Origin of the sequence: Isoptericola hypogeus, from assembly GCF_039531145.1 — a bacterium.
GTDB lineage: Bacteria > Actinomycetota > Actinomycetes > Actinomycetales > Cellulomonadaceae > Isoptericola > Isoptericola hypogeus.
Genome location: NZ_BAAAPM010000006.1, coordinates 87,100 through 109,633 on the forward strand (window position 1 = coordinate 87,100; position 22,534 = coordinate 109,633).

Annotated in this window: 20 protein-coding genes; 18 read left to right on the forward strand and 2 right to left on the reverse strand. The window is 74.5% G+C overall.

Features of this window, described 5'->3' with window-relative positions; all coding sequences use genetic code 11:
• Nucleotides 1-31: 31 nt before the first annotated feature.
• The 4 genes from pheS to ABD254_RS15625 all read left to right on the forward strand — a co-directional run bounded on the left by pheS (nt 32) and on the right by ABD254_RS15625 (nt 5,966).
• Nucleotides 32-1,135 (forward strand): phenylalanine--tRNA ligase subunit alpha, encoded by a 1,104-nt coding sequence (pheS, locus tag ABD254_RS15610; protein ID WP_344249421.1) that lies wholly within the window; start codon nt 32-34, stop codon nt 1,133-1,135.
• The gene (gene pheT, locus ABD254_RS15615) at nt 1,135-3,735 is read left to right on the forward strand and encodes a phenylalanine--tRNA ligase subunit beta (protein WP_344249422.1); all 2,601 of its coding nucleotides are present in this window, start codon (nt 1,135-1,137) and stop codon (nt 3,733-3,735) included. The genes pheS and pheT overlap by 1 nt, the downstream gene beginning before the upstream one ends.
• Nucleotides 3,728-4,621 (forward strand): SDR family NAD(P)-dependent oxidoreductase, encoded by an 894-nt coding sequence (locus tag ABD254_RS15620; protein WP_344249424.1) that lies wholly within the window; start codon nt 3,728-3,730, stop codon nt 4,619-4,621. The genes pheT and ABD254_RS15620 overlap by 8 nt, the downstream gene beginning before the upstream one ends.
• A gap of 115 nt (nt 4,622-4,736) precedes the next feature.
• Nucleotides 4,737-5,966, forward strand: coding sequence for a hypothetical protein (locus ABD254_RS15625; protein ID WP_344249426.1), 1,230 nt, complete (start codon nt 4,737-4,739; stop codon nt 5,964-5,966).
• Between the two features lie 93 nt (nt 5,967-6,059).
• Here ABD254_RS15625 and ABD254_RS15630 read toward each other — a convergent pair whose 3' ends face one another.
• The gene (locus tag ABD254_RS15630; RefSeq protein ID WP_344249427.1) at nt 6,060-6,851 is read right to left on the reverse strand and encodes a methyltransferase domain-containing protein; all 792 of its coding nucleotides are present in this window, start codon (nt 6,849-6,851) and stop codon (nt 6,060-6,062) included.
• Between the two features lie 59 nt (nt 6,852-6,910).
• Nucleotides 6,911-7,894 carry a quinone oxidoreductase family protein gene (locus tag ABD254_RS15635; protein WP_344249428.1) on the reverse strand — a complete coding sequence of 328 codons (984 nt, stop codon included), beginning with the start codon at nt 7,892-7,894 and terminating at the stop codon, nt 6,911-6,913.
• Between the two features lie 61 nt (nt 7,895-7,955).
• On the opposite strand from ABD254_RS15635, the gene ABD254_RS15640 reads away from it, so the two are divergent.
• The 14 genes from ABD254_RS15640 (at nt 7,956) to tyrS (ending at nt 22,023) form a co-directional block, all read left to right on the forward strand.
• Entirely contained in the window at nt 7,956-8,474 is a 519-nt protein-coding gene (locus ABD254_RS15640; protein ID WP_344249429.1) for a GNAT family N-acetyltransferase, read from the forward strand.
• A gap of 96 nt (nt 8,475-8,570) precedes the next feature.
• Complete coding sequence (argC, locus tag ABD254_RS15645) at nt 8,571-9,641, forward strand: N-acetyl-gamma-glutamyl-phosphate reductase (protein WP_344249430.1); 1,071 nt, start codon at nt 8,571-8,573, stop codon at nt 9,639-9,641.
• Complete coding sequence (gene argJ, locus ABD254_RS15650; protein ID WP_344249431.1) at nt 9,638-10,828, forward strand: bifunctional glutamate N-acetyltransferase/amino-acid acetyltransferase ArgJ; 1,191 nt, start codon at nt 9,638-9,640, stop codon at nt 10,826-10,828. Before argC ends, argJ begins: the two co-directional genes overlap by 4 nt.
• Nucleotides 10,825-11,781 (forward strand): acetylglutamate kinase, encoded by a 957-nt coding sequence (gene argB / locus ABD254_RS15655; RefSeq protein ID WP_344249432.1) that lies wholly within the window; start codon nt 10,825-10,827, stop codon nt 11,779-11,781. Before argJ ends, argB begins: the two co-directional genes overlap by 4 nt.
• Nucleotides 11,778-13,079: an acetylornithine transaminase gene (locus tag ABD254_RS15660; RefSeq protein WP_344249433.1), complete on the forward strand. Its 1,302-nt coding sequence runs from the start codon at nt 11,778-11,780 to the stop codon at nt 13,077-13,079. Before argB ends, ABD254_RS15660 begins: the two co-directional genes overlap by 4 nt.
• Nucleotides 13,076-14,008, forward strand: a complete 933-nt coding sequence (gene argF / locus ABD254_RS15665; protein WP_344249434.1) for an ornithine carbamoyltransferase — start codon at nt 13,076-13,078, stop codon at nt 14,006-14,008. The genes ABD254_RS15660 and argF overlap by 4 nt, the downstream gene beginning before the upstream one ends.
• Nucleotides 14,005-14,532: an arginine repressor gene (locus ABD254_RS15670; RefSeq protein ID WP_344249435.1), complete on the forward strand. Its 528-nt coding sequence runs from the start codon at nt 14,005-14,007 to the stop codon at nt 14,530-14,532. The genes argF and ABD254_RS15670 overlap by 4 nt, the downstream gene beginning before the upstream one ends.
• Before the next feature lie 82 nt (nt 14,533-14,614).
• Complete coding sequence (locus tag ABD254_RS15675) at nt 14,615-15,844, forward strand: argininosuccinate synthase (RefSeq protein ID WP_344249437.1); 1,230 nt, start codon at nt 14,615-14,617, stop codon at nt 15,842-15,844.
• A 1-nt stretch (nt 15,845) separates the two neighbouring features.
• Nucleotides 15,846-17,306, forward strand: a complete 1,461-nt coding sequence (gene argH, locus ABD254_RS15680; protein ID WP_344249438.1) for an argininosuccinate lyase — start codon at nt 15,846-15,848, stop codon at nt 17,304-17,306.
• A 105-nt stretch (nt 17,307-17,411) separates the two neighbouring features.
• Nucleotides 17,412-18,053: a uridine kinase family protein gene (locus ABD254_RS15685; protein WP_344249439.1), complete on the forward strand. Its 642-nt coding sequence runs from the start codon at nt 17,412-17,414 to the stop codon at nt 18,051-18,053.
• Between the two features lie 46 nt (nt 18,054-18,099).
• Nucleotides 18,100-18,498: a PadR family transcriptional regulator gene (locus ABD254_RS15690; RefSeq protein WP_344249456.1), complete on the forward strand. Its 399-nt coding sequence runs from the start codon at nt 18,100-18,102 to the stop codon at nt 18,496-18,498.
• Entirely contained in the window at nt 18,498-19,847 is a 1,350-nt protein-coding gene (locus ABD254_RS15695; RefSeq protein ID WP_344249440.1) for a permease prefix domain 1-containing protein, read from the forward strand. Before ABD254_RS15690 ends, ABD254_RS15695 begins: the two co-directional genes overlap by 1 nt.
• 70 nt (nt 19,848-19,917) lie before the next feature.
• Entirely contained in the window at nt 19,918-20,715 is a 798-nt protein-coding gene (locus ABD254_RS15700; protein ID WP_344249441.1) for a DNA-3-methyladenine glycosylase, read from the forward strand.
• Nucleotides 20,716-20,763: 48 nt separating this feature from the next.
• Nucleotides 20,764-22,023, forward strand: coding sequence for a tyrosine--tRNA ligase (gene tyrS, locus ABD254_RS15705; protein WP_344249443.1), 1,260 nt, complete (start codon nt 20,764-20,766; stop codon nt 22,021-22,023).
• Nucleotides 22,024-22,534 lie beyond the last annotated feature (511 nt).

Sequence of the window (22,534 nt, forward strand, 5' to 3'; positions counted from 1 at the left end):
CTGCCGCAGCCCACCCCTCAGGAAGGCACGCATGTCCACGCCCGATCCCGGTCCCGATCCCCTGGACGTCGCCGCGCTCGACGCCGCCGTCGACGCCGCGCTCGCCGACATCGCGTCCGCCTCCGACCTCGACGCCCTGAAGGCCGTCCGCACCCTGCACACCGGGGACAGGAGCGCGCTGGCGCTCGCGAACCGCGCCATCGGCGCCCTGCCCGGGCCCGACAAGGCGGCCGCCGGCAAGAACGTCGGACCTCGCCGCGGGCGCATCAACGGCGCGCTCGCCCGGCGTCAGGCCGAGCTCGAGGCGGAGCGCGACGAGCGGGTCCTCGTCGAGGAGTCCGTCGACGTCACACTGCCCACCGACCGGCGTCCCGTCGGCGCCCGGCACCCCATCGAGCTGGTGCAGGAGCGCATCGCCGACTTCTTCGTCGGGATGGGCTGGGAGATCGCCGACGGACCCGAGGTCGAAGCGGAGTGGTTCAACTTCGACGCCCTGAACTTCGACCCGGACCACCCGGCCCGCCAGATGCAGGACACGTTCTACGTCGCGGGTGTGGACGGTGCCGAGGGCACGTCCGACGGGATGGACGGCACCGTGGGCGGCAAGCCGTCCAACCTCGTGCTGCGCACGCACACCTCCCCGGTGCAGTCGCGCTCCCTGCTCGAGCGCGGCGTGCCGCTGTACATCGCCTGCCCGGGCAAGGTGTTCCGCACCGACGCGCTCGACCAGACCCATACCCCGGTCTTCCACCAGGTGGAGGGCCTCGCGGTCGACAAGGGCCTGACGATGGCGAACCTCGTCGGCACGCTGGACGCGTTCGCGCGGGCCATGTTCGGGCCGGCGGCCAAGACGCGCCTGCGGCCCGCCTACTTCCCCTTCACCGAGCCCAGCGCCGAGATGGACCTGTGGTTCCCGCAGAAGAAGGGCGGCGCGGGCTGGATCGAGTGGGGCGGCTGCGGCATGGTCAACCCGAACGTGCTGCGCGCCGCCGGGATCGACCCCGAGGAGTACTCGGGGTTCGCCTTCGGGATGGGCATCGAGCGCACGCTCATGCTGCGCCACTCGATCGCGGACATGCACGACATCGTGGAGGGCGACGTGCGCTTCTCCACCCAGTTCGGGACGGAGATCTGATGCCCCGCATCGTCACTGACTGGCTCGGCGAGCACGTCGAGCTGCCGGCCGACCTCACGGCCGCCGGGCTCGCGGCCGCGCTGGTGAAGGTCGGGCTGGAGGAGGAGGAGATCCTCCCGGCCGCCGTCACCGGCCCGCTGGTGGTGGGCCGCGTGCTGGCGCAGACCCCCGAGCCGCAGAAGAACGGCAAGACCATCAACTGGTGCCTGGTCGACGTCGGCCCGGAGCACAACGCCTCGCAGATCAAGGGCGTCGACGACGACGACGTCCCCGACGGTGGTGCGCGCGGCGTCGTCTGCGGCGCGCACAACTTCGGCGTGGGCGACCTCGTCGTCGTGTCGCTGCCCGGCACGGTGCTGCCCGGCGGGTTCGCCATCGCGGCACGCAAGACGTACGGCCACGTGTCCGACGGCATGATCTGCTCGGTGCGCGAGCTCGGCATCGGCGACGACCACGACGGCATCCTCGTGCTCACCCGGGCCGGCTTCGACGCCGCCGACCTCACGCCCGGCCAGGACGCGATCGCCCTCCTCGGTCTCGGCGACGAGGTGCTCGAGATCAACGTGACGCCCGACCGCGGGTACGCGTTCAGCTACCGCGGCGTCGGTCGCGAGTACGCGCACTCCACCGGGGCGCCGTTCACCGACCGCGGGCTCGTGGAGAACCTCGGGACGCCGCCGCCCGCCCCGACCGCCGACGGGTTCGCCGTCGAGGTCGACGACGCGGCGCCCATCCACGGCGCCGTCGGCTGCGACCGGTTCGTCACGCGCGTCGTGCGCGGCATCGACCCGTCGGCCCCGACGCCGCCGTGGATGAAGCGCCGCCTCGAGGGCTCCGGGATGCGGTCCATCTCGCTCGCCGTCGACGTCACCAACTACGTGATGCTCGACCTCGGCCAGCCGCTGCACGCCTACGACCTGGCCGAGGTCGCCGCGCCGATCGTCGTGCGGCGTGCCGCCGCGGGGGAGAGGCTCACCACCCTGGACGACGTCGAGCGCGCGCTCGACGCCGAGGACCTGCTCATCACCGACTCGCCCGACGGCGCGAGGGGCTCGCGAGTGCTCGGCATGGCCGGCGTGATGGGTGGCGCCTCGTCCGAGGTGGGCGGCGCCACGACCGACGTGCTGATCGAGGCCGCGCACTTCGACCAGGTGTCGGTCGCGCGCACGGCGCGCCGGCACCGCCTGCCGTCGGAGGCGGCCAAGCGGTTCGAGCGTGGCGTCGACCCGCGCCTGCCCGCCGTCGCGGCCCAGCGCGTGGTCGACCTGCTCGTCGAGCACGGCGGCGGCACGGCGGACCCGGCGGTGAGCGACCTCGACACCACGTCGGCGCTCGCTCCCGTCCGCCTCGACGTCACGCTGCCCACGCGGCTCGCGGGGGTCGACTACGACCGCGCCGCCGTCGTCGGGACGCTCGAGCAGATCGGCTGCACCGTGGCGGACGCGGGCGAGGGCGTCGTGCTCGTGACGCCGCCGTCGTGGCGGCCCGACCTCACCGAGCCCGCCGCCCTGGTGGAGGAGGTCGTCCGCATCCAGGGGTACGACCAGATCCCCTCGGTGCTGCCGGCCGCCCCCGGCGGCCGCGGTCTGACCGACGATCAGCGCGCCCGCCGGTCCGTCGCGCGGGCGCTCGCCGAGGCCGGCCTCGTCGAGGTGCTCTCGTACCCGTTCGTGGGCACCGCCGACCTCGACGCGCTCGGGCTGCCCGCCGACGACGTGCGGCGGGCCGCGCTGCGCCTCGCGAACCCGCTGGCCGACGACCGGCCGCTGATGCGTGCCGACCTGCTGTCGACCCTGCTCGAGGTCGCGCGACGCAACGTCTCGCGCGGGCTGGGCGACGTCGCGGTCTTCGAGGTCGGGCTCGTCACCCGCCCGGTCGCCGGCGCGCCGGCCGCGCCGCAGCTCCCGGTCGGGGTGCGTCCCTCGGACGCCGAGCTCGAGGCTCTGGCGGCCGCGGTGCCCGCCCAGCCCCGGCATGTCGCCGGGGTGCTCGCCGGCGCGGCGCAGCCTGCCGGATGGTGGGGCGCGGGCCGCCCGGCGGACTGGTCGGACGCGCTCGACGCGGCCCGGCTCGTCGCCGGGCGGGTCGGGGTGGACGTCACCGTGCGCCCCGACACCGGGACGATGCCCTGGCACCCCGGGCGCTGCGCGGCTGTCGTCCTGCCGGACGGCACGGTCGCCGGGCACGCGGGCGAGCTCCACCCCAAGGTGCTCGAAGCCCTGGGCCTGCCGGCCCGCGCGGTCGCGTTCGAGCTCGACCTGTCGGCCCTGCTCGCCGCGGCCGACGGCGAGCCCGTGGCCGCCCGCCCGGTCTCGGCGTTCCCGGCGGCGCGGGAGGACTTCGCGTTCGTCGTCGGCGCCGACGTACCGGCCGCCGACGTGCGCTCTGCCGTCGTCGCCGGCGCGGGCGAGCTGCTCGAGGAGGTCAGCCTCTTCGACGTCTTCACCGGCCCGCAGGTGGGGGAGGGCAAGAAGTCGCTCGCCTACACCGTCCGGCTGCGCGCCGCCGACCGCACGCTGAGCGCCGACGACGTCCGCGCCGTGCGTGACGGCGTCGTCGCGGCCGCCGCCGAGCGGGTCGGAGCGGTCCTGCGTGGCTGACGCACTGCCGGCCGTCGAGCCGGTCGGGCCCGTCGACAACCCGGCACCCGCGCGGACCGCGCTCGTCACGGGCGCGACCCGCGGCATCGGCCGCGCGGTCGCGCTCGGGCTCGCCCGGGCCGGGCTCGACGTCGCGCTCGTCGCGCGGGACGCGGACCGCCTGGCCGACGTCGCGGGCGAGATCCGCGGCCTCGGCAGGGCCGCGCTCGCGCTGCCGTGCGACGTGACGGACGGCGCCGCCGTCGAGGCCGCCGTCCGCCGGGCCGAGGCGCCCGTCGCCGACGGCGGGCTCGGCGGGGTGGACCTGCTGGTCAACAACGCGGGCCGCATCGACGCCGAGGTGCCGCTCTGGGAGGCCGACCCGGACGAGTGGTGGTCGGTCGTCGAGACGAACCTGCGCGGGCCGTTCCTCCTCGCCCGGCAGGTGGTGCCGGCGATGCTGGCGCGCGGCGGCGGCCGCGTCGTCGAGCTCGCCTCCGGGGCGAGCACGCACGAGATGCCGGGCACCAGCGCCTACAACGCGAGCAAGACCGCGCTGCTGCGCCTCGGGGCCAACCTGCACCTGGCCGGGCACCCCCGCGGGCTGCGGGTGTTCGAGGTCTCCCCGGGGACCGTCGCCACGGACATGACCGCCTCGATGCCGATGTACGCCGGGCGCACGGAGTGGACGCCGGTGGAACGGACCGTGGACATGGTCGTCGCGATCGCCCGCGGGGAGCTCGACGAGTGCTCGGGCTGGTACCTGCGCGTCACGCACGACACCCCCGGCTCCCTGCGCGAGCTGGCCGCGGCGGCGACCGGCGACCGGCGGGGGGCGGCGCGGCGGCTGCGCGTGCTGCCCGCGGGCGACGGCGACCCGATGACGGAGCTCCTCACCGGTCGCTGAGCCCCTGCGCCGCACACCGGGGCGGGCCCTGGTTCCGACCGGTGTGTCACAGGGACGGGTGCGGTGGCTCCCTCCATGGTGTCCTGGAGCACTCATTCCGGAGCTTGGAGGATCGATGCGTCCCGCACGAACCCGCACCATCCGTCGCCCGATCGCCGCCCTGGCCGCGGCGATCGGGCTGCTCGTCCCGGCCGCGCTCGTCGTCGGCGCGGGCCCGGCGTCAGCGGCGATCGAGCCGCTGACGCCCGGGAATTTCCGCTGGACGCTGTCGCGCACGCCGTCGTCGCTCGTCGCCGGGCTCGACGCCGCACTCCCGAACGTGAGCATGCGGACCGTCGTCGACGACGGCAACCGCGCCGGGACGGCGTGCACGCCCTCCGTCACCCACCGCGTGGCGTCGTTCTGCTGGAACTCCGGCGACCGCGACACCGCGGACTGGTACCCGCAGGGGATCACCACGTCGAACGACGCCTACGGCGCCGGCACGTACGAGGGGCGACGCGTCCTCATGGCGAGCTGGTACGACCACGCCGACGACGGCGTGGCGAAGGGCAGCCGGGTCAGCGTCGTCAACCTGTCGTCCTCGACCACGGCGCCCGAGTACCGGCATGTCCTGCTGGCTGAGCCGGTGACGTCGGGCGGCGAACCGTCCTTCAGGCCGGTGAACGTGCACGCGGGCGGGCTCACCTGGTACGGCAACCTGCTGTACGTCGTGGACACCACCGGCGGGCTGCGCGTGTTCGACCTGGACCACCTCTGGCGGGTCTCCACCGGCAGCTCGACCAAGGTCGGCCGGCAGCCCGACGGGTCGTACCACGCGTTCGACTACAAGTACGTGCTGCCCCAGGTCGCGAAGTACTCCGACGCCACGGCCGGCGGCTACCCGCAGCTGCAGCACTCGTCGGTGTCGCTGGACCGCACCAGCTCGCCCGACTCCCTCGTCGTCAGCGAGTACCGGAGCAAGGCGGACATCGCCGACGGGCACATCACGCGGACCGTGCGCGTGGGGATCGACTCCGCGGACCGCCTGCTGCGGGAGTCGTCGGACGGCGTCGTCCGCGCGACGGAGGCGTACCGGACGGACCTCGAGTCGGTCCAGGGCTCGACGGCGATCGAGGGCGAATTCTTCTTCTCCCAGAGCGACGGCGGCGACTTCTCGGACCCGAGCTCCGAGGGTGACCTGCACACCTGGCGACCGGGGGCGTCGGCGACCACCCGGCACGGGAACGCGTTCCCCCCGGGCCCCGAGGACCTCTCCTACGACCCGACGCGCGACGCGCTGTGGAGCCTGAGCGAGTACCCCGGCCGGCGGTACGTCTACGCCGTGGACGTACCGTCGTTCTGACCGGCCTCCCGCGGGCGTGACGGCTCAGGCTCCGGCGTCGCCCCCGCGGTCGGGCCTCCGTGCGGCCTCCTCGGGTACCCCCCGGCGGATGACCTAGCCGCGGCGGGTGGCGACGACGAACACCCGGCGGAACGCCAGCGGCGTGCCGTACGGGCGGCTCGGGTACGCGTCGCGCAGCGCGGCGCCGAGCTCGGCGTCGAACCGGGCGCGCAGGCCGGTGCCGTGCCCGGCGTCGTGGGCGTCGAGGGCGTGCAGCACCGGCTGCGCGCCGGTGGCCGAGATCCAGCGCAGCACGGGGTCCTCGCCCCCGAGGAGGTGGGTGTAGGTGGTCTCCCAGGCGTCGACCTCCCAGCCCGTCCCGGCGAGGATCTCCAGGTAGTCCGCGGGGTCGCCGACGACGCGACGCTCCACGGGCCCGACGGCGGCCGCGTACGGCTCGCGGGCCGCGACCCCGCGCAGCAGCAGGTGGCTGGGGGCGTCGTGGTTGCCCGGGACGGAGAACGCGAAGGTCTGCCGGGCCGTGGCGGCGAGCGCGGGGAGCAGCTCGCGGTGCCCGGGCACCCACTGCAGGGTGGCGTTGCTGATCACCAGGTCCGCCTCGCGCACCGGGCCGCGGCCGGCGGCGTGGTCGCGCACGTCGGCGAGCTCGTACCGCCCGCCCGGGTCCGTGGCGCGGGCGCGCTCGATCATCGCGGGGGAGGCATCGAGCCCGACGAACGACGCCGCGGGCCACCGCCCGCGCAGCACGGGCGTGAGGTGGCCGGGCCCGCAGCCCAGGTCGAGGATGCTCGCGGGGTCGTGCCCCACGCGGGCGACCAGCTCGCCGAAGGGGCGGGACCGTTCGTCGGTGTAGCGCAGATAGGCGGCGGGGGACCAGTCGGCCACGGAAACTCCTTTGACGTCGAGTATCTCGACATCAAGATACATGCCGCGGTGCGACCGGGCTACGGCACCAGCAGCACCTTGCCGGTCGTGGCGCGCCCCTCGAGCGCGGCGTGCGCGGCGGCCGCGTCGCCCAGCGCGAACGTGGCGCCGACCCGGACATCGAGATCCCCGTCGGCCGCCGCGCCCAGCACCTCCGCGGCCCGCCACTCGAGCTCGCCGCGCGTCGCGGTGTAGTGCGCCAGGGTGGGTCTGGTGAGGAAGAGGCTGCCGCCCGCGTTGAGCCGCTGCGGGTCGAACGGTGGCACCTGCCCCGACGCGCCGCCGAACAGCACGAGCATCCCGCGACGGCGCAGCGAGGCCAGCGAGGCGTCGAACGTCGCCCGGCCCACGCCGTCGTACGCGACGTGCACGCCCTTGCCGTCGGTGAGCTCCCGGACGACGGCGGGCAGCTCGGCCGGGACGTCGTCCATCGCCGCGTAGTCCACGGTGTGCGCCGCGCCCGCCGCCGACGAGAGCGCGGCCTTCTCGGGCGACGACACGGTCGTGATGACGCGGCCGCCGCGGGCCACGGCCAGCTGGGTCGCGAGCAGGCCCACGCCGCCGGCGCCCGCCGTGAGCAGGACGTCGTGGCCAGGGCCGACCTCGAACGTCGACGACACGAGGTAGTGCGCCGTCATGCCCTGCAGGGGCAGCGCGGCGGCGGTGCGCAGGTCGAGCCCGTCCGGGACGCGCACAGCGCTCGACGCCGGCACCAGCGTGAGCTCGGCATACGACCCGGGCGCCTCCGCCCATGCCACCCGGTCCCCGACGGCGAAGCCCTCGGCGCCCTCGCCGAGCGCCGCGACGACGCCGGCGCCCTCGACGCCGACGACGTGCGGGTACGACATCGGGTACACGCCGGCGCGCCGGTAGGTGTCGATGAAGTTCACGCCCGCCGCGGCCACCCGGACGAGCAGCTCGCCCGGACCCGGCTCCGGGTCGGGGCGCTCGACGGACTCCAGGACCTCGGGACCGCCCGCCTCGCGGGCCACCACTGCACGCATGCCCCGAGACTACGGCTCACGGCCCGGGGGCCGACGCCGACAGGGCCCCTATGCTGCGGCCGTGACCACTGACACGAGCCCCACGTGCCGCATCCGCCTCGCGACCGACGACGACTGGCCCCGCCTGTGGCCGATCGTCGAGGCGGTGGTGCGGGAGGGCGAGACCTACGTCTACCCGCTCGACCTCACGAGCGACCAGGCGCGCGAGGTGTGGATGGAGCGGGCGCCGGGGGCGACCGTCGTCGCAGAGGGGGCCGACGGCACGGTGCTCGGCACCGCGAAGATGGGCCCCAACCGGCCCGGGCACGGCGACCACGTCGGGACCGCGTCGTTCATGGTCTCGCCCGCGGCGCGCGGGCTGGGCCTCGGCCGCGCACTGGGGGAGCACGTGGTCGCCTGGCACCGGGCGCAGGGCTTCCGCGGCATCCAGTTCAACGCCGTCGTCGAGTCGAACGCGGGCGCCGTGCGGCTGTGGCGGTCCCTGGGGTTCGAGATCGTCGGCACCGTGCCCGGCGCGTTCCGCAGCCCGGCCCACGGGTACGTGGGGCTGCACGTCATGTACCTGCCGCTGATCGACTGAACCGCAGACTCGCCGGCGGGCAGCCCCGCTGCTGAGCGGAGATGCAGCCGCGGACGGGGGTCGAGGGCGGCTGCATAGGTATGTATAGTGCTGCATATGGTCAGCATTCAGCCGCAGCTGCGCGTGGCGGTGGCGGGGGCGTCCGGGTACGCGGGTGGTGAGTTCCTCCGCCTCGCGGCCCGCCACCCGCACCTCGAGGTCGGCACCCTCACCGCGCACTCGAACGCCGGCGCCCGCCTCGGGGAGGTCCAGCCGCACCTGCGCTCGCTCGCCGACCGGGTGCTGGAGCCGACGACGCCCGAGGCGCTCGCGGGCCACGACGTCGTCGTCCTCGGCCTGCCGCACGGCGCGTCCGGCGAGATCGCCGCCCAGCTCCCCGACGACGTGCTCGTCCTCGATCTCGGGGCCGACCACCGCCTCGCGTCCGCCGCCGACTGGGAGGCCTTCTACGGCTCCGCGCACGCCGGCACCTGGCCGTACGGGCTGCCCGAGCTGATCCACGCCGACGGCTCGCGCCAGCGGGACCTCCTGGCCGGCGCCCGCCGCGTCGCCGTCCCGGGCTGCAACGTCACGGCCGTCACGCTCGGTCTGCAGCCCGGCGTCGCGGCGGGCCTGGTGAGCCCCTCCGACGTCGTCGCCGTCCTCGCCAACGGGTACTCGGGAGCGGGGAAGTCGCTCAAGCCGCACCTGCTCGCGGCCGAGGGCCTGGGCTCCGCCGTCCCGTACGCGGTCGGCGGCACGCACCGGCACATCCCCGAGATCGCGCAGAACCTGCGCGTCGCGGGCGCCGGCGAGGTGTCGATCAGCTTCACGCCGACGCTGGTGCCGATGTCGCGCGGCATCCTCGCCACCGTCACTGCCCGCCTCGCGCCGGGCCACGAGGGTGCCACGGCAGCCGACGTGCGGGCGGCCTGGGACGAGGCCTACGCCGCCGAGCCGTTCGTCGACCTCCTCCCGGAGGGTCGGTGGCCGTCGACGGCCGCGACGCTGGGTTCCAACGCGGCGCTCGTGCAGGTCGCGCTCGACGCCGCCGCCGGCCGCGTGGTCGCCGTCGTCGCCATCGACAACCTGGTCAAGGGCACCGCCGGCCAGGCGGTCCAGGCCATGAATCTTGCCCTCGGTCTGCCGGAGACGGCCGGCCTCGTCACCGAAGGAGTCGCTCCATGAGCATCACCGCACCGGCCGGGTTCCGGGCCGCCGGCGTCGCCGCCGGCCTCAAGTCGTCGGGCGGGCGCGACGTCGCGCTCGTCGTCAACGACGGCCCGCGACGCACGGCCGCGGCGGTGCTCACGACCAACCGCGTCCAGGCCGCGCCCGTCGTGTGGACCCGGCAGGCGGTGTCCGACGGCGCCGCCCGGGCCGTCGTCCTCAACTCCGGCGGCGCCAACGCCTGCACCGGTCCCGAGGGCTTCACCGACACCCACCGCACGGCGGAGCACGTCGCCGCGGTGCTCTCGGCGGGCGCAGCGACGCCCGAGGACGAGGTCGGCGCCGGCGACGTGCTGGTGTGCAGCACGGGCCTCATCGGCCTCCGCCTCGACACGGATGCCCTGCTCGGCGGGGTCGACGCGGCGGCCGCAGGTCTCGCGGCCGACGGCGGCGACGCCGCGGCCGACGCGATCCGCACCACCGACACGGTGTCCAAGCAGGCCGTCGCGCTGCGCGACGGCTGGAGCGTCGGCGGGATGGCGAAGGGCGCGGGCATGCTGGCGCCGGGCCTCGCGACGATGCTCAGCGTGATCACGACCGATTGCGTCGTCGACGCCGCGACGGCCGACGCCGCGCTGCGCGCCGCCACGCGGACCACGTTCGACCGCGTCGACTCCGACGGGTGCATGTCGACCAACGACACGGTGATCCTGCTGGCGTCCGGCGCGTCGGGCGTCGAGGTCGGGCTCGACGAGCTCTCGGCCGCGGTCACGGAGGTCACGGCCTCGCTCGCGCGCGAGCTCGTGGCGGACGCCGAGGGCGCGAGCCACGACATCGCGGTCACCGTGCGCGGCGCGAGCAGCGAGGACGCGGCGCTCGCGGTCGCCCGCGCCGTCACGCGGTCCAACCTCTTCAAGGCAGCCGTCTTCGGCAACGACCCGAACTGGGGCCGCGTGCTGGCGGCCGTGGGCACGGTCCCCGCGGAAGTGGCGCCGTACGACCCGCTGACCCTCGACGTCGCGATGAACGGCGTCCAGGTGTGCCGGGCCGGCGGCGTCGGGGAGCCCCGCGAGCTCGTCGACCTCGCGTCGGCGCGGGAGGTGCGCGTGGAGGTCGACCTGCACGCCGGCGATGCCGAGGTGACGGTCTGGACCAACGACCTCACGCACGACTACGTCCACGAGAACAGCGCGTACAGCTCATGAGCAGCGACGTCGTGAACGGGCTGCCCCCCGAGGCGAAGGCGGAGGTGCTCGTCGAGGCGCTGCCGTGGCTGCAGGAGTTCGCCGGCGCCCTCGTCGTCGTGAAGTACGGCGGCAACGCGATGATCGACGACGGCCTCAAGGCCGCCTTCGCGCAGGACATGGTGTTCCTGCGCCAGGTCGGCCTGCGCCCCGTCGTCGTGCACGGCGGCGGCCCGCAGATCAACGCGATGCTCGAGCGGCTGGAGATCCCCAGCGAGTTCCGCGGCGGGCTGCGCGTCACCACGCCCGAGGCGATGGACGTCGTGCGGATGGTGCTCACGGGCCAGGTCTCCCGCGAGCTCGTCGGCCTCATCAACGCCCACGGACCGCGCGCCGTCGGCCTGTCCGGGGAGGACGGCGGCCTGTTCGGCGCCGCGCGCCGGCACGCGGTCGTCGACGGCGAGCCGGTCGACGTCGGCCTGGTGGGCGACGTCGTCGAGGTGCACCCGGCCGCCGTGCAGGACCTGCTCGACGCCGGCCGCATCCCCGTCGTGTCGACCGTCGCGCCCGACGTCGACGACCCCACCCAGGTGCTCAACGTCAACGCCGACACCGCCGCGGCGGCCCTCGCCGTCGCGCTCGGCGCCAAGAAGCTCATCGTGCTCACGGACGTCGAGGGCCTGTACACGTCCTGGCCCGACAAGGACTCGCTCGTCGAGGAGATCGCGGCCTCCGACCTCGCGACCCTGCTGCCGAGCCTGTCCGCCGGGATGGTGCCCAAGATGGAAGCCTGCCTGCGGGCCGTGCGCGGCGGCGTGCCGCGCGCCACCGTCATCGACGGCCGCCAGCCGCACTCCGTGCTGCTCGAGGTCTTCACCACCCGCGGCAACGGGACGATGGTCGTGCCGGACCCGTCGGTCCCCGCCGCGCCGAGCGCCCCGACCGGCCCGACGACGAAGGAGCCCCGACCGTGAGCGACACCCTGGAGTCCGTGGGTGGCGCCGTCGGCGAGGTCTCCGGCGCCGCCTGGACCGCGCGGTACTCCCGCGCCGTGATGGACACGTTCGGGCCGCCGCAGCGCGTGCTCGTGCGCGGCGAGGGCGCGTACGTGTGGGACGCCGACGGGCGTCGCTACCTCGACCTGCTCGCCGGCATCGCCGTCAACGCGCTCGGCCACGCGCACCCCACCCTGACCGCGGCGATCAGCGCCCAGCTGGGCACGCTCGGGCACGTGTCGAACTTCTTCGGCACGCCGACGCAGATCGCCCTCGCGGAGCGGCTGCTCGCGCTCGCGGGCGCGCCGGACGGGTCGCGCGTCTTCCTCACCAACTCCGGCACGGAGGCGGTCGAGGCGGCGTTCAAGATGGCGCGCCGCAACCGTGGCGACGACGGCAGCCGCACACGCGTGCTCGCCCTCGGGGGCGGCTTCCACGGCCGCTCGATGGGCGCCCTCGCGCTCACCGCGAAGGCCGCGTACCGGGAGCCGTTCGAGCCGCTGCCCGGCGGCGTGGAGCACGTGCCGTTCGGCGACACGGCCGCGCTCGACGAGGCCTTCTCGCCCGCCGCGGTGGCGGCGCGGGGCGGCGTCGCGGCCCTCGTCGTCGAGCCCGTGCAGGGGGAGGCCGGCGTCCGTCCCCTGCCTCCCGGCTACCTCGCGCACGCTCGCGAGCTGACGTCCCGCGCGGGCGCGCTGCTCGTCCTCGACGAGGTGCAGACCGGCGTCGGGCGGACGGGGTCCTGGTTCGCGTTCCAGCAGCCGGAGATCGGCGGGGGCGTGCTGCCCGACGTCGTGACCGTGGCCAAGGGGCTCGGCGGCGGGTTCCCGGTCGGCGCGGCGATCGCGTTCGGGCACCGGGCGGCCACCCTGCTCGGCCGTGGCCAGCACGGCACGACGTTCGGCGGCAACCCGGTCGCGTCGGCGGCCGCGCTGGCCACCCTCGGGGTCATCGAGCGCGACGAGCTGCTCGCGCACGTCCGGGCGACCGGCGACCTCCTGCGGCGCGAGATCGAGGCGGCCGGCAACCCGCTCGTGTCCGGCGTGCGGGGCCGCGGGCTGCTGCTCGCGGTCCAGCTCACCCGCCCCGTGGCGCCCCAGGTCGCGGCCGCCGCGCTCGACGCCGGGTTCATCGTCAACGCCGTGGCGCCGGACGCGATCCGCCTCGCCCCGCCCCTGATCCTCACCGCGGACCAGTCGCGCGACGCCGCGCGGTTCTTCGCCACCGTCACCGTCCCCGAAGCCCCCGAGCCCGAGTCCTCCGAGGAGACCCGATGACCCGCCACTTCCTGCGCGACGACGACCTCACGCCCGACGAGCAGCGCGAGGTCCTCGAGCTGGGCATGGCGTTCCGCGAGGACCGCTTCGTGCGGGCGCCGCTCGCCGGCCCGCAGGGCGTCGCGATCCTGTTCGACAAGCCGACGCTGCGCACCCAGGTGTCCTTCGCGACCGGCGTCGCCGAGCTCGGCGGCTTCCCCCTCGTCGTCGACGGCCGGCTCGCCCAGGTGGGCGTGCGGGAGTCCGTCGCGGACGTCACCCGCGTGCTGGAGCGTCAGGTGTCCGCCATCGTGTGGCGCACGTTCGGGCAGGAGCGGCTGGAGGAGATGGCGGCGGTCTCGACGGTCCCGGTGGTCAACGCGCTGACCGACGGCTTCCACCCGTGCCAGATCCTCGCCGACCTCCTCACGGTGGCCCAGCACCGCGGCGGCCTCGCCGCGCTGCCCGGGCAGCGCCTCGCGTACGTGGGGGACGCGGCCAACAACATGGCCGCCTCCTACCTGCTCGGCGGAGTGACGGCCGGGCTGCACGTCGCCGTGGCGGGGCCCGAGGGCTACCTCCCGCCGGCCGACGTCGTCGCCCGGGCCGAGGAGATCGCCGCCGCGACGGGCGGGTCGGTGACCGTCACGACCGACGTGCACGCGGCCGTGGCCGGGGCCGACGTCGTCGCCGCCGACACCTGGGTGTCGATGGGCGACGAGGACGAGGCGGCCGAGCGTCTCGCCGCGCTCGACGCCTACCGCGTGGACGTCGCGCTGATGTCGGGGGCGAAGGACGACGCGATCTTCCTGCACTGCCTGCCCGCCTACCGCGGCAAGGAGGTCACCGCCGAGGTGATCGACGGCCCGGCGTCGGTGGTGTGGGACGAGGCCGAGAACCGGCTGCACGCGCAGAAGGCGCTCCTGACGTGGCTGCTGGAGCACCGGTGAGCGACGCCCCGGGCGCCTCGGCCCCCACCACGAAGGCGGCCCGCCAGGCCCGCATCGTCGACATCGTGCGCCGCACCGCGATCCACTCGCAGGCGGAGCTCGCCCGCGAGCTCGCCGACGCCGGCGTCTCCGTCACCCAGGGCACGCTGTCGCGCGACCTCATCGAGCTGCGCGCCGAGAAGGTGCGCGGCGCGTCGGGCGCGCTGGTCTATGCCGTCCCCGGCGAGGGCGGCGACCGCAGCGTGCAGGCCGCCGGCGTGGGGGAGCACGAGGTCGAGTACGTGGCCGCCCGCCTCGCCCGGCTCTGCAACGACCTGCTGGTCTCGGCGGAGGCGTCGGGCAACCTCGTCGTGCTGCGCACCCCGCCCGGTGCGGCCAACTATCTGGCCTCCGCCATCGACCACTCCGTGTTCCCCGGCGTGCTGGGCTCCATCGCCGGCGACGACACGATCCTCGTGATCGCCCGGGACCCGCTCGGGGGCGAGGAGCTCGCCCGCCGGTTCCTCGACCTCACCACCCCGTGACACCTGGCCCGTCGTCCGCCGTGCCGGCGACCGACGGGCTGCCAGACTTGACCCGAACCCCCACGCTAGAAAGAGAAACGCCATGACTGATCGCGTCGTGCTCGCCTACTCCGGCGGCCTGGACACCTCCGTCGCCATCGGCTGGATCGCCGAGGCCACCGGGGCCGAGGTGGTCGCCGTCGCCGTCGACGTCGGCCAGGGCGGCGAGGACATGAACGTCATCCGCAAGCGCGCGCTCGACTGCGGCGCCGTGGAGGCGTACATCGCCGACGCCCGCGACGAGTTCGCCGCTGAGTACTGCATGCCCGCGCTCAAGGCGAACGGGATGTATCTCGACCGCTACCCGCTGGTGTCGGCGATCTCGCGCCCCGTCATCGTCAAGCACCTCGTGCGCGCCGCGCGCCAGTTCGGCGCGACCACCGTGGCGCACGGCTGCACCGGCAAGGGCAACGACCAGGTCCGCTTCGAGGTCGCGACGACGTCGCTCGCCCCGGACCTCAAGACCATTGCCCCGGTCCGCGACCTGGCGCTCACCCGCGAGAAGGCGATCGACTACGCGGAGCGGAACTCCCTGCCGATCGCGACCACGAAGAACAACCCGTTCTCGATCGACCAGAACGTGTGGGGCCGCGCGGTGGAGACGGGCTTCCTCGAGGACATCTGGAACGAGCCCACCAAGGACGTCTACTCCTACACCGACGACCCGACGTTCCCGCCGGTGGCCGACGAGGTCGTCGTGACGTTCGAGGCCGGCGTCCCGGTCGCGCTCGACGGCGTGGCCGTGACCCCGCTCCAGGCGATCCAGGAGATGAACCGGCGCGCCGGCGCCCAGGGCGTGGGCCGCATCGACATCGTCGAGGACCGCCTGGTGGGCATCAAGTCCCGCGAGGTCTACGAGGCGCCGGGCGCCGTGGCGCTCATCGCCGCGCACCAGGAGCTGGAGAACGTCACGCTCGAGCGCGAGCAGGCCCGCTTCAAGCGTGGCGTGGAGCAGCGCTGGACCGAGCTCGTCTACGACGGCATGTGGTTCTCCCCGCTCAAGAAGAACCTCGACACCTTCGTCGACGAGACCCAGAAGTACGTCTCCGGCGACATCCGCATGGTGCTGCACGGCGGCCGCGCGACCGTCACGGGCCGCCGCTCGGAGCAGAGCCTGTACGACTTCAACCTCGCCACCTACGACGAGGGCGACTCGTTCGACCAGTCGCACGCCAAGGGCTTCATCGAGATCTACGGCCTCGCCGCCAAGCAGGCCGCGGCCCGCGACGAGCGGTTCGGCAACGGCGTGGACCTCGGCGCCGGGGAGCTCTGACATGGGCGCGGAGGTCACCGGCGGACCGAACGGGGAGCACGCGCTGACGTCGCCCACCGACAACGTGTCCCTGTGGGGCGGCCGCTTCGCCGGCGGCCCGTCGCCCGAGCTGCAGGCGCTGTCCCAGTCGACGCACTTCGACTGGGCGCTCGCGGCGTACGACGTCCGCGGATCGAAGGCGCACGCCCGCGTGCTGCACGGCGCCGGGCTGCTCACGGACGACGAGCTGACGGGCATGCTCGAGGCGCTGGACCGCCTGGCGGCCGACGTCGAGTCGGGGGAGTTCCTCCCCGTCCTCGGCGACGAGGACGTGCACACGGCGCTGGAGCGCGGCCTCATCGAGCGGGCGGGTGCCGAGCTGGGCGGCAAGCTGCGCGCCGGCCGCTCCCGCAACGACCAGATCGCCACGCTCGTGCGGCTGTACCTGCGGGACAACGCGCGCGTCGTCGCACGCCTGGTGCTCGACGTCGTCGACGCGCTGGTCGGGCAGGCACAGGCGGCGGGCGACGCCGTCATGCCGGGGCGCACGCACCTGCAGCACGCGCAGCCGGTGCTGCTCGCGCACCAGCTGCTGGCCCACGCGTGGCCGCTGCTGCGCGACGTCGACCGGCTCGTGGACTGGGACGTGCGGGCGGGACGCTCGCCGTACGGCTCGGGTGCCCTCGCGGGCTCGTCGCTGGGCCTCGACCCGGCGGCCGTGGCGGCCGAGCTGGGCTTCGACGGCCCGGTGGAGAACTCGATCGACGGCACCGCGTCGCGCGACGTCGCGGCCGAGTTCGCCTTCGTGGCCGCCATGACCGGCATCGACCTGTCCCGGCTCTCGGAGGAGATCATCCTCTGGAACACCAAGGAGTTCGGCTTCGTCCGCCTCGACGACGCGTGGTCGACCGGGTCGAGCATCATGCCCCAGAAGAAGAACCCGGACATCGCCGAGCTGGCGCGCGGCAAGTCCGGCCGCCTCGTGGGCGACCTGACGGGCCTGCTCACCACCCTCAAGGGCCTGCCGCTCGCGTACAACCGCGACCTGCAGGAGGACAAGGAGCCGGTCTTCGACCAGGTCGTCACGCTGACGGTGCTGCTGCCGGCGTTCGCGGGCATGGTGCGCACCATGACCTTCGACACCGACCGGATGGCCGAGCTCGCCCCGCAGGGCTTCTCGCTGGCCACCGACGTCGCCGAGTGGCTGGTGCGCCAGGGCGTGCCGTTCCGCGTCGCGCACGAGGTCGCGGGGGAGTGCGTGCGGGTCTGCGAGGGCCGCGGCATCGAGCTGTGGGACCTCTCGGACGCCGACCTCGCCGCGATCTCGGAGCACCTGACGCCCGAGGTCCGGTCCGTGCTCACCGTCGAGGGCTCCGTGGCGTCGCGGGACGCCGTCGGCGGCACCGCGCCGGCGCGGGTCGCGGAGCAGCTGGAGGCCGCCCGCGAGAAGGCGGCCGAGTTCCGCTTCTGGGTCGAGGCCTGACCTGACCCCGACGGCCACCTCTCTGCCGACCATGCGGTTCCTTCAGGACTCGACCCCTCGATCCCGGCGGAACCGCATGGTCGTCGTCGTGAAGGAGCATGTTCGATGACGGTGCCCGACGACGTGCTGGCCGCGCTCGTGGCGCGGGTGCGGCACGCCGAGCCGCGCCTGCCCGGTCCGGGCGCCGCGGAACCCTGGCGCGCCACGCGTCTGGTGTGCGTCGACGGCCCCGCGGGGTCGGGCAAGACGACGCTCGCGACGCAGCTCGCGGCCGAGCTCGCCTGCCAGGTCGTGCACCTGGACGACCTCTACGAGGGCTGGGAGGCGGGGCCCGACGGCGGCGCGCGCCGGCTGGGCGAGTGGGTCCTGGAGCCCTTGGCCGCGGGGCGGGCCGGCCGGTACCGGCGATACGACTGGTACGCCGGACGGTATGCCGAGCGGCACGACGTGGAGCCGGGCCCGTTCCTCGTGGTCGAGGGGTGCGGGGCCGCCGCCCGCCAGGTCGACCGCTGGGCGGCGCTGCGCGTCTGGGTCGAGGCGGACGACGACGAGCGGCTGCGCCGCACCCTGGCGCGGGACGGCGACGACGCCCGGGGGCACCTGCTGCGCTGGATGGCCGACGAGCGCGCACATTACGCCCGGGAGCGCACCCGCGAGCGCGCGGACGTGCGGCTCGACGGGCGAGGGAACCACGTGGAGCCTTTCCCCGGGCCGACGGGTCCGGCGCCGTCGTCGTCGCATACCTAGATCCGCTACGGTAGGAACCCTTGCAGCTCTAGGTATGGGAGACCTCGTGCACATCGACAAGGACCTGGTCGCGGCGTCGGCCACGCCGCTCGTCCTCGGCATCCTGGCGGACGGCGAGTCGTACGGCTACGCGATCCTCAAGCGGGTCGCCGAGCTCTCGGGCGGCCGCATGCAGTGGACCGACGGGATGCTCTACCCGCTCCTGCACCGCCTCGAGCGCCTCGGCCTCGTGTCCTCGTCCTGGGCCACGTCCGAGGCCGGGCGGCGCCGCAAGCACTACGCCATCACCACCGCGGGCAAGGACGTGCTGGTCGAGCGGCAGGAGCAGTGGGCGGTCGTCGCCGACGCGCTGCGCCACGTCTGGCAGGACGTCCAGGAGGGCGTCCGCCACGGCGTCCAGCAGGGCTTCGGGACCGGCCCCGCCGTCGCCGAGGGCCGGGCCTGATGGCCGGCGACGCTCGCCTCGAGGCGCAGATCGACCAGTGGCGCGGCTACGTGCGGCGGCGCCGGGCCATCTCGGCCGCGGACGTCGAGGAGATGGAGGACCATCTGCGCGCACAGGTCGACGACCTGGCCGCCACCGGCCTCGACGACGACGAGGCGTTCCTCGTGGCCGTCAAGCGCATGGGCAACCTCGACGACGTCTCCCGCGAGTTCGCCCGGGAGCACTCCGAGCGGCTCTGGAAGCAGCTCGTGCTGGTCCCGGAGCCGCCCGTGGCCGCCGGCGCGGCGCGCTGGCGCGAGCTGGCGGTCGTCCTCGCGCTCGCGGTGGGTGCGGGGCTGGCGGTCAAGGTCGGGATCCTCGCGTTCGACGAGGAGGTCACGCTGATGCGGAACGTCGGCCTCCTGGTGCTGCCGTTCCTGGCCGGGTACTTCGCGTGGAAGCGGCGGGTGACGTCCCGGGTCGCGGCCGCGGTGCTGGCGCCGGCCGTCCTCCTGGCCGTGGTGATCAACGTCTACCCGTTCGCCCCGGGCGGTTCCACCGAGCTGCTCGCGGTGATCCACGCGCCCGTCGTCCTGTGGACCCTGCTCGGTGTCGTCTACATGGGCGGACGGTGGCGGTCGGACGCCGGCCGCATGGACTTCGTCCGGTTCACCGGCGAGCTCGTGGTGTACATGGCCCTCCTCGCGCTGGGCGGCGGGGTGCTCGTCGGGCTCACGTTCGGCATCTTCGGCATGGTGGGCGTCGACCTGGAGCCGATCCTCGAGGACTGGATCATGCCGCTGTGCGTACCCGGCGCGCTCGTCGTGGCGGCGTGGCTGGTGGAGGCCAAGAAGAGCGTCGTCGAGAACATCGCGCCCGTGCTGACCAAGGTCTTCACGCCGCTGACGATCGTCATGCTGCTGAGCGTCCTGCCGGTGCTGCTGGGTGCGGGCGGCCTGGTCGACGTCGACCGCGGGCTGCTCATCCTCATGGACGCGATCCTCGTCCTCGTGCTCTGCCTGCTGCTGTACTCGATCTCGGCCCGGGACTCGCTGGCGCCGCCCGGCTTCTTCGACGTCCTGCAGCTGGTGCTCGTCGGGGCGGCGCTCGCGGTCGACGGCGTGATGCTCACGGCGATGCTGACCCGCATCGCCGAGTTCGGGGCCAGCCCCAACAAGGTCGCCGCGCTCGGCCTGAACCTCGTGCTGCTGGCACATCTCGTCCGGTCGGGGTGGCTCGCGCTCCGGTTCCTGCGCGGGCGCAGCGGCTTCGCGGCCGTCGAGCGGTGGCAGACCCGCTACCTGCCCGCCTACGGGATCTGGGCGGCGGTCGTGGTGGTCGTGTTCCCGCCGCTCTTCGGGTTCGCCTGACCGGGCCGGCGCCCGGGCGGGCCAGCGGGGCCGGGTGCGTCCTGGCCCCGCTGGCCGTCATGATCGGGGCATGACCGTCCCCGACCGCACCTGGTACGACCGCCCCGTCCTCGACGTGGCGCGCGACCTGCTGGGCGCGACGCTCACCCGCCGGACGGCCGAGGGCACGGTCGTGCTGCGGCTCACGGAGGTCGAGGCGTACGACGGCGAGCGCGACCCGGGCTCCCACGCCTACCTGGGCCGCACCGACCGGAACGCGACGATGTTCGGCGAGCCCGGACGGCTGTACGTGTACAGGCACCTGGGCCTGCACCACTGCGTGAACGTGGTGTGCGGTCCGGTGGGCGCCGCCTCGGCGGTCCTCCTGCGGGCCGGCGAGGTAGTGGGTCCCGGGGTCCTCCTCCCGCCGGAGGCCGAGCGCCCCGCCACGGGCTCCCGCGTCGGCAACCCCGCCGCAGGTGCCGCGGAGAACGCCCACGACGCGGCCCCGGACGCGGTGCCCGGCGTGGAGCTCGCCCGGGCGCGCCGGCGCGCGGCGGGAGTCCTCCGTACGGACCGGGACCTGGCGCGGGGTCCCGCGCGCCTGACCGTCGCGCTGGCGCTGGACCGGTCGGACGACGGCGCCGACCTCACCGACCCCGGCGGCGACGTGGTGCTCCTCGCCCGGCCGTCGCCCGCGACGCGCGTGCGCTCCGGTCCCCGGGTCGGGGTGAGCGGGGAGGGCGGCAGCGCGGACCGCTACCCGTGGCGGTTCTGGCTCCCCGACGAGCCGACGGTCTCCGACTACCGGGCCGCGGCACCGCGGCGTCCGCGCGGGGCCGCAGGGACGAAAAGCGGGGGGATCACGACAGGGAGTCGGGCAGACTAGGGGACGCGGCCCGCCACGGGCCGCGATCCTCGACCAAGGAGTGACACGGTGACCGACATCCTCGACGAGCTGCACTGGCGGGGCCTGGTGGCGCAGACCACCGACGAGGCCGCGCTGCGTTCTGCGCTGTCCGAGGGGCCCGTCACCTATTACGCGGGCTTCGACCCGACGGCGCAGAGCCTGCACGTGGGTCACATGGTGCAGCTGCTGAACATGCGGCGCCTGCAGCTGGCCGGGCACCGGCCCCTCGCGCTGGTCGGCGGGGCCACCGGCCTCATCGGCGACCCCCGCCCGACGACGGAGCGCAGCATGCAGTCGCGCGACGTCGTCGCGAGCTGGGTGGAGCGCATCCGCGGCCAGATCGAGCCGTTCCTCGACTTCGAGGGGCCCGCCGCCGCGCGGATGGTCAACAACCTCGACTGGACCGGCTCGATGTCGGCGGTCGACTTCCTGCGCGACGTCGGCAAGCACTTCCGGGTGGGCACGATGCTGTCCAAGGACATCGTGGCGCGGCGGCTGAGGTCCGACGAGGGCATCAGCTACACGGAGTTCAGCTACCAGGTGCTGCAAGGCATGGACTACCGCGAGCTCTACGAGCGCCACGGTTGCACCCTGCAGCTCGGCGGCAACGACCAGTGGGGCAACCTGCTGTCCGGGGTGGAGCTCATCCGCAAGACCGACGGCGCGGCGGTGCACGCGATGACGTCGCCGCTCATCACCAAGGCCGACGGCACCAAGATGGGCAAGTCGGAGGGCGGGGCTGTCTGGCTCGACCCCGAGCTCACGAGCCCTTACGCCTTCTACCAGTACTGGCTGAACCAGGCCGACGCGGACGTGGTCACGTACCTCAAGGTGTTCACCTTCCGCACGCGGGACGAGATCGACGCCCTGGAGCAGGAGGTCGCCGAGCGCCCGTTCGCCCGCGAGGCGCAGCGTGCGCTGGCCGGCGACCTCACCACGTTGGTGCACGGCCAGGGCGCGACCGATGCCGTGATCGCGGCGAGCCAGGCACTCTTCGGCCGCGGCGACCTGGCCGCGCTCGACGCCGGCACGCTCGGCGCGGCGGTGTCCGAGCTGCCGCGCACGACGGCGAAGGCGGGGGACCTGGTGGTGGACGCGTTCGTCGGCTCAGGCCTCGTGGCGTCGAAGGCCGCGGCCCGACGTGCCATCGCCGAGGGCGGCGCGTACGTCAACAACGTCAAGGTGACCACGGAGGAGTCGGTCCTCGACGCGGCCGACCTGCTGTACGGGCGGTACGCCGTCCTGCGCCGCGGCAAGAAGACGCTGGCTGTGGCAGCGTCGGACTGACCGCACGACGGACGGCCGGACGACGGTCCGGCCGGTCGACGTGGACGCCCCGGGGCGGCGGGCGCTGCCCGCCGCCCCCGGGCGCTTCCGGCCCTGGCCCCGCTTCCGGCCCTGGCCCCGCGTCCGGCCCCGGCCGCGGCGCGGGTTGCGCCCGTCGTAAGAGGCGGGTGGAGCCCCGTCTGAGACCCTGATCCGCGCTCTGACCTGCGGATTTGTCGCTCGCCGCGACGTGTGTGTAATGTTCTGGTCGTTCGCCCGGCAGGGAGGAACGAACACCGAGGAGACGGCCGCGAGGCCGGGTACCGGTGGTCGGTCCCTGGGGCGGTCTCCGATTCTCTCTCCGGGGGCGACGTGTGCGCCCGCGGTTCGGAGCCTGGAGGATCGGCTCGATGCGATCAGCTCGAAAGAGCGGATTGACAAGGAGCCGAAACCTGGTAAGGTAGAGGGGTTGCCCCGGGCGGGTTGGGACTGAGGTTCTGGCTTGTTGGGTGTGCGTCGGTTGTTTGAGAAC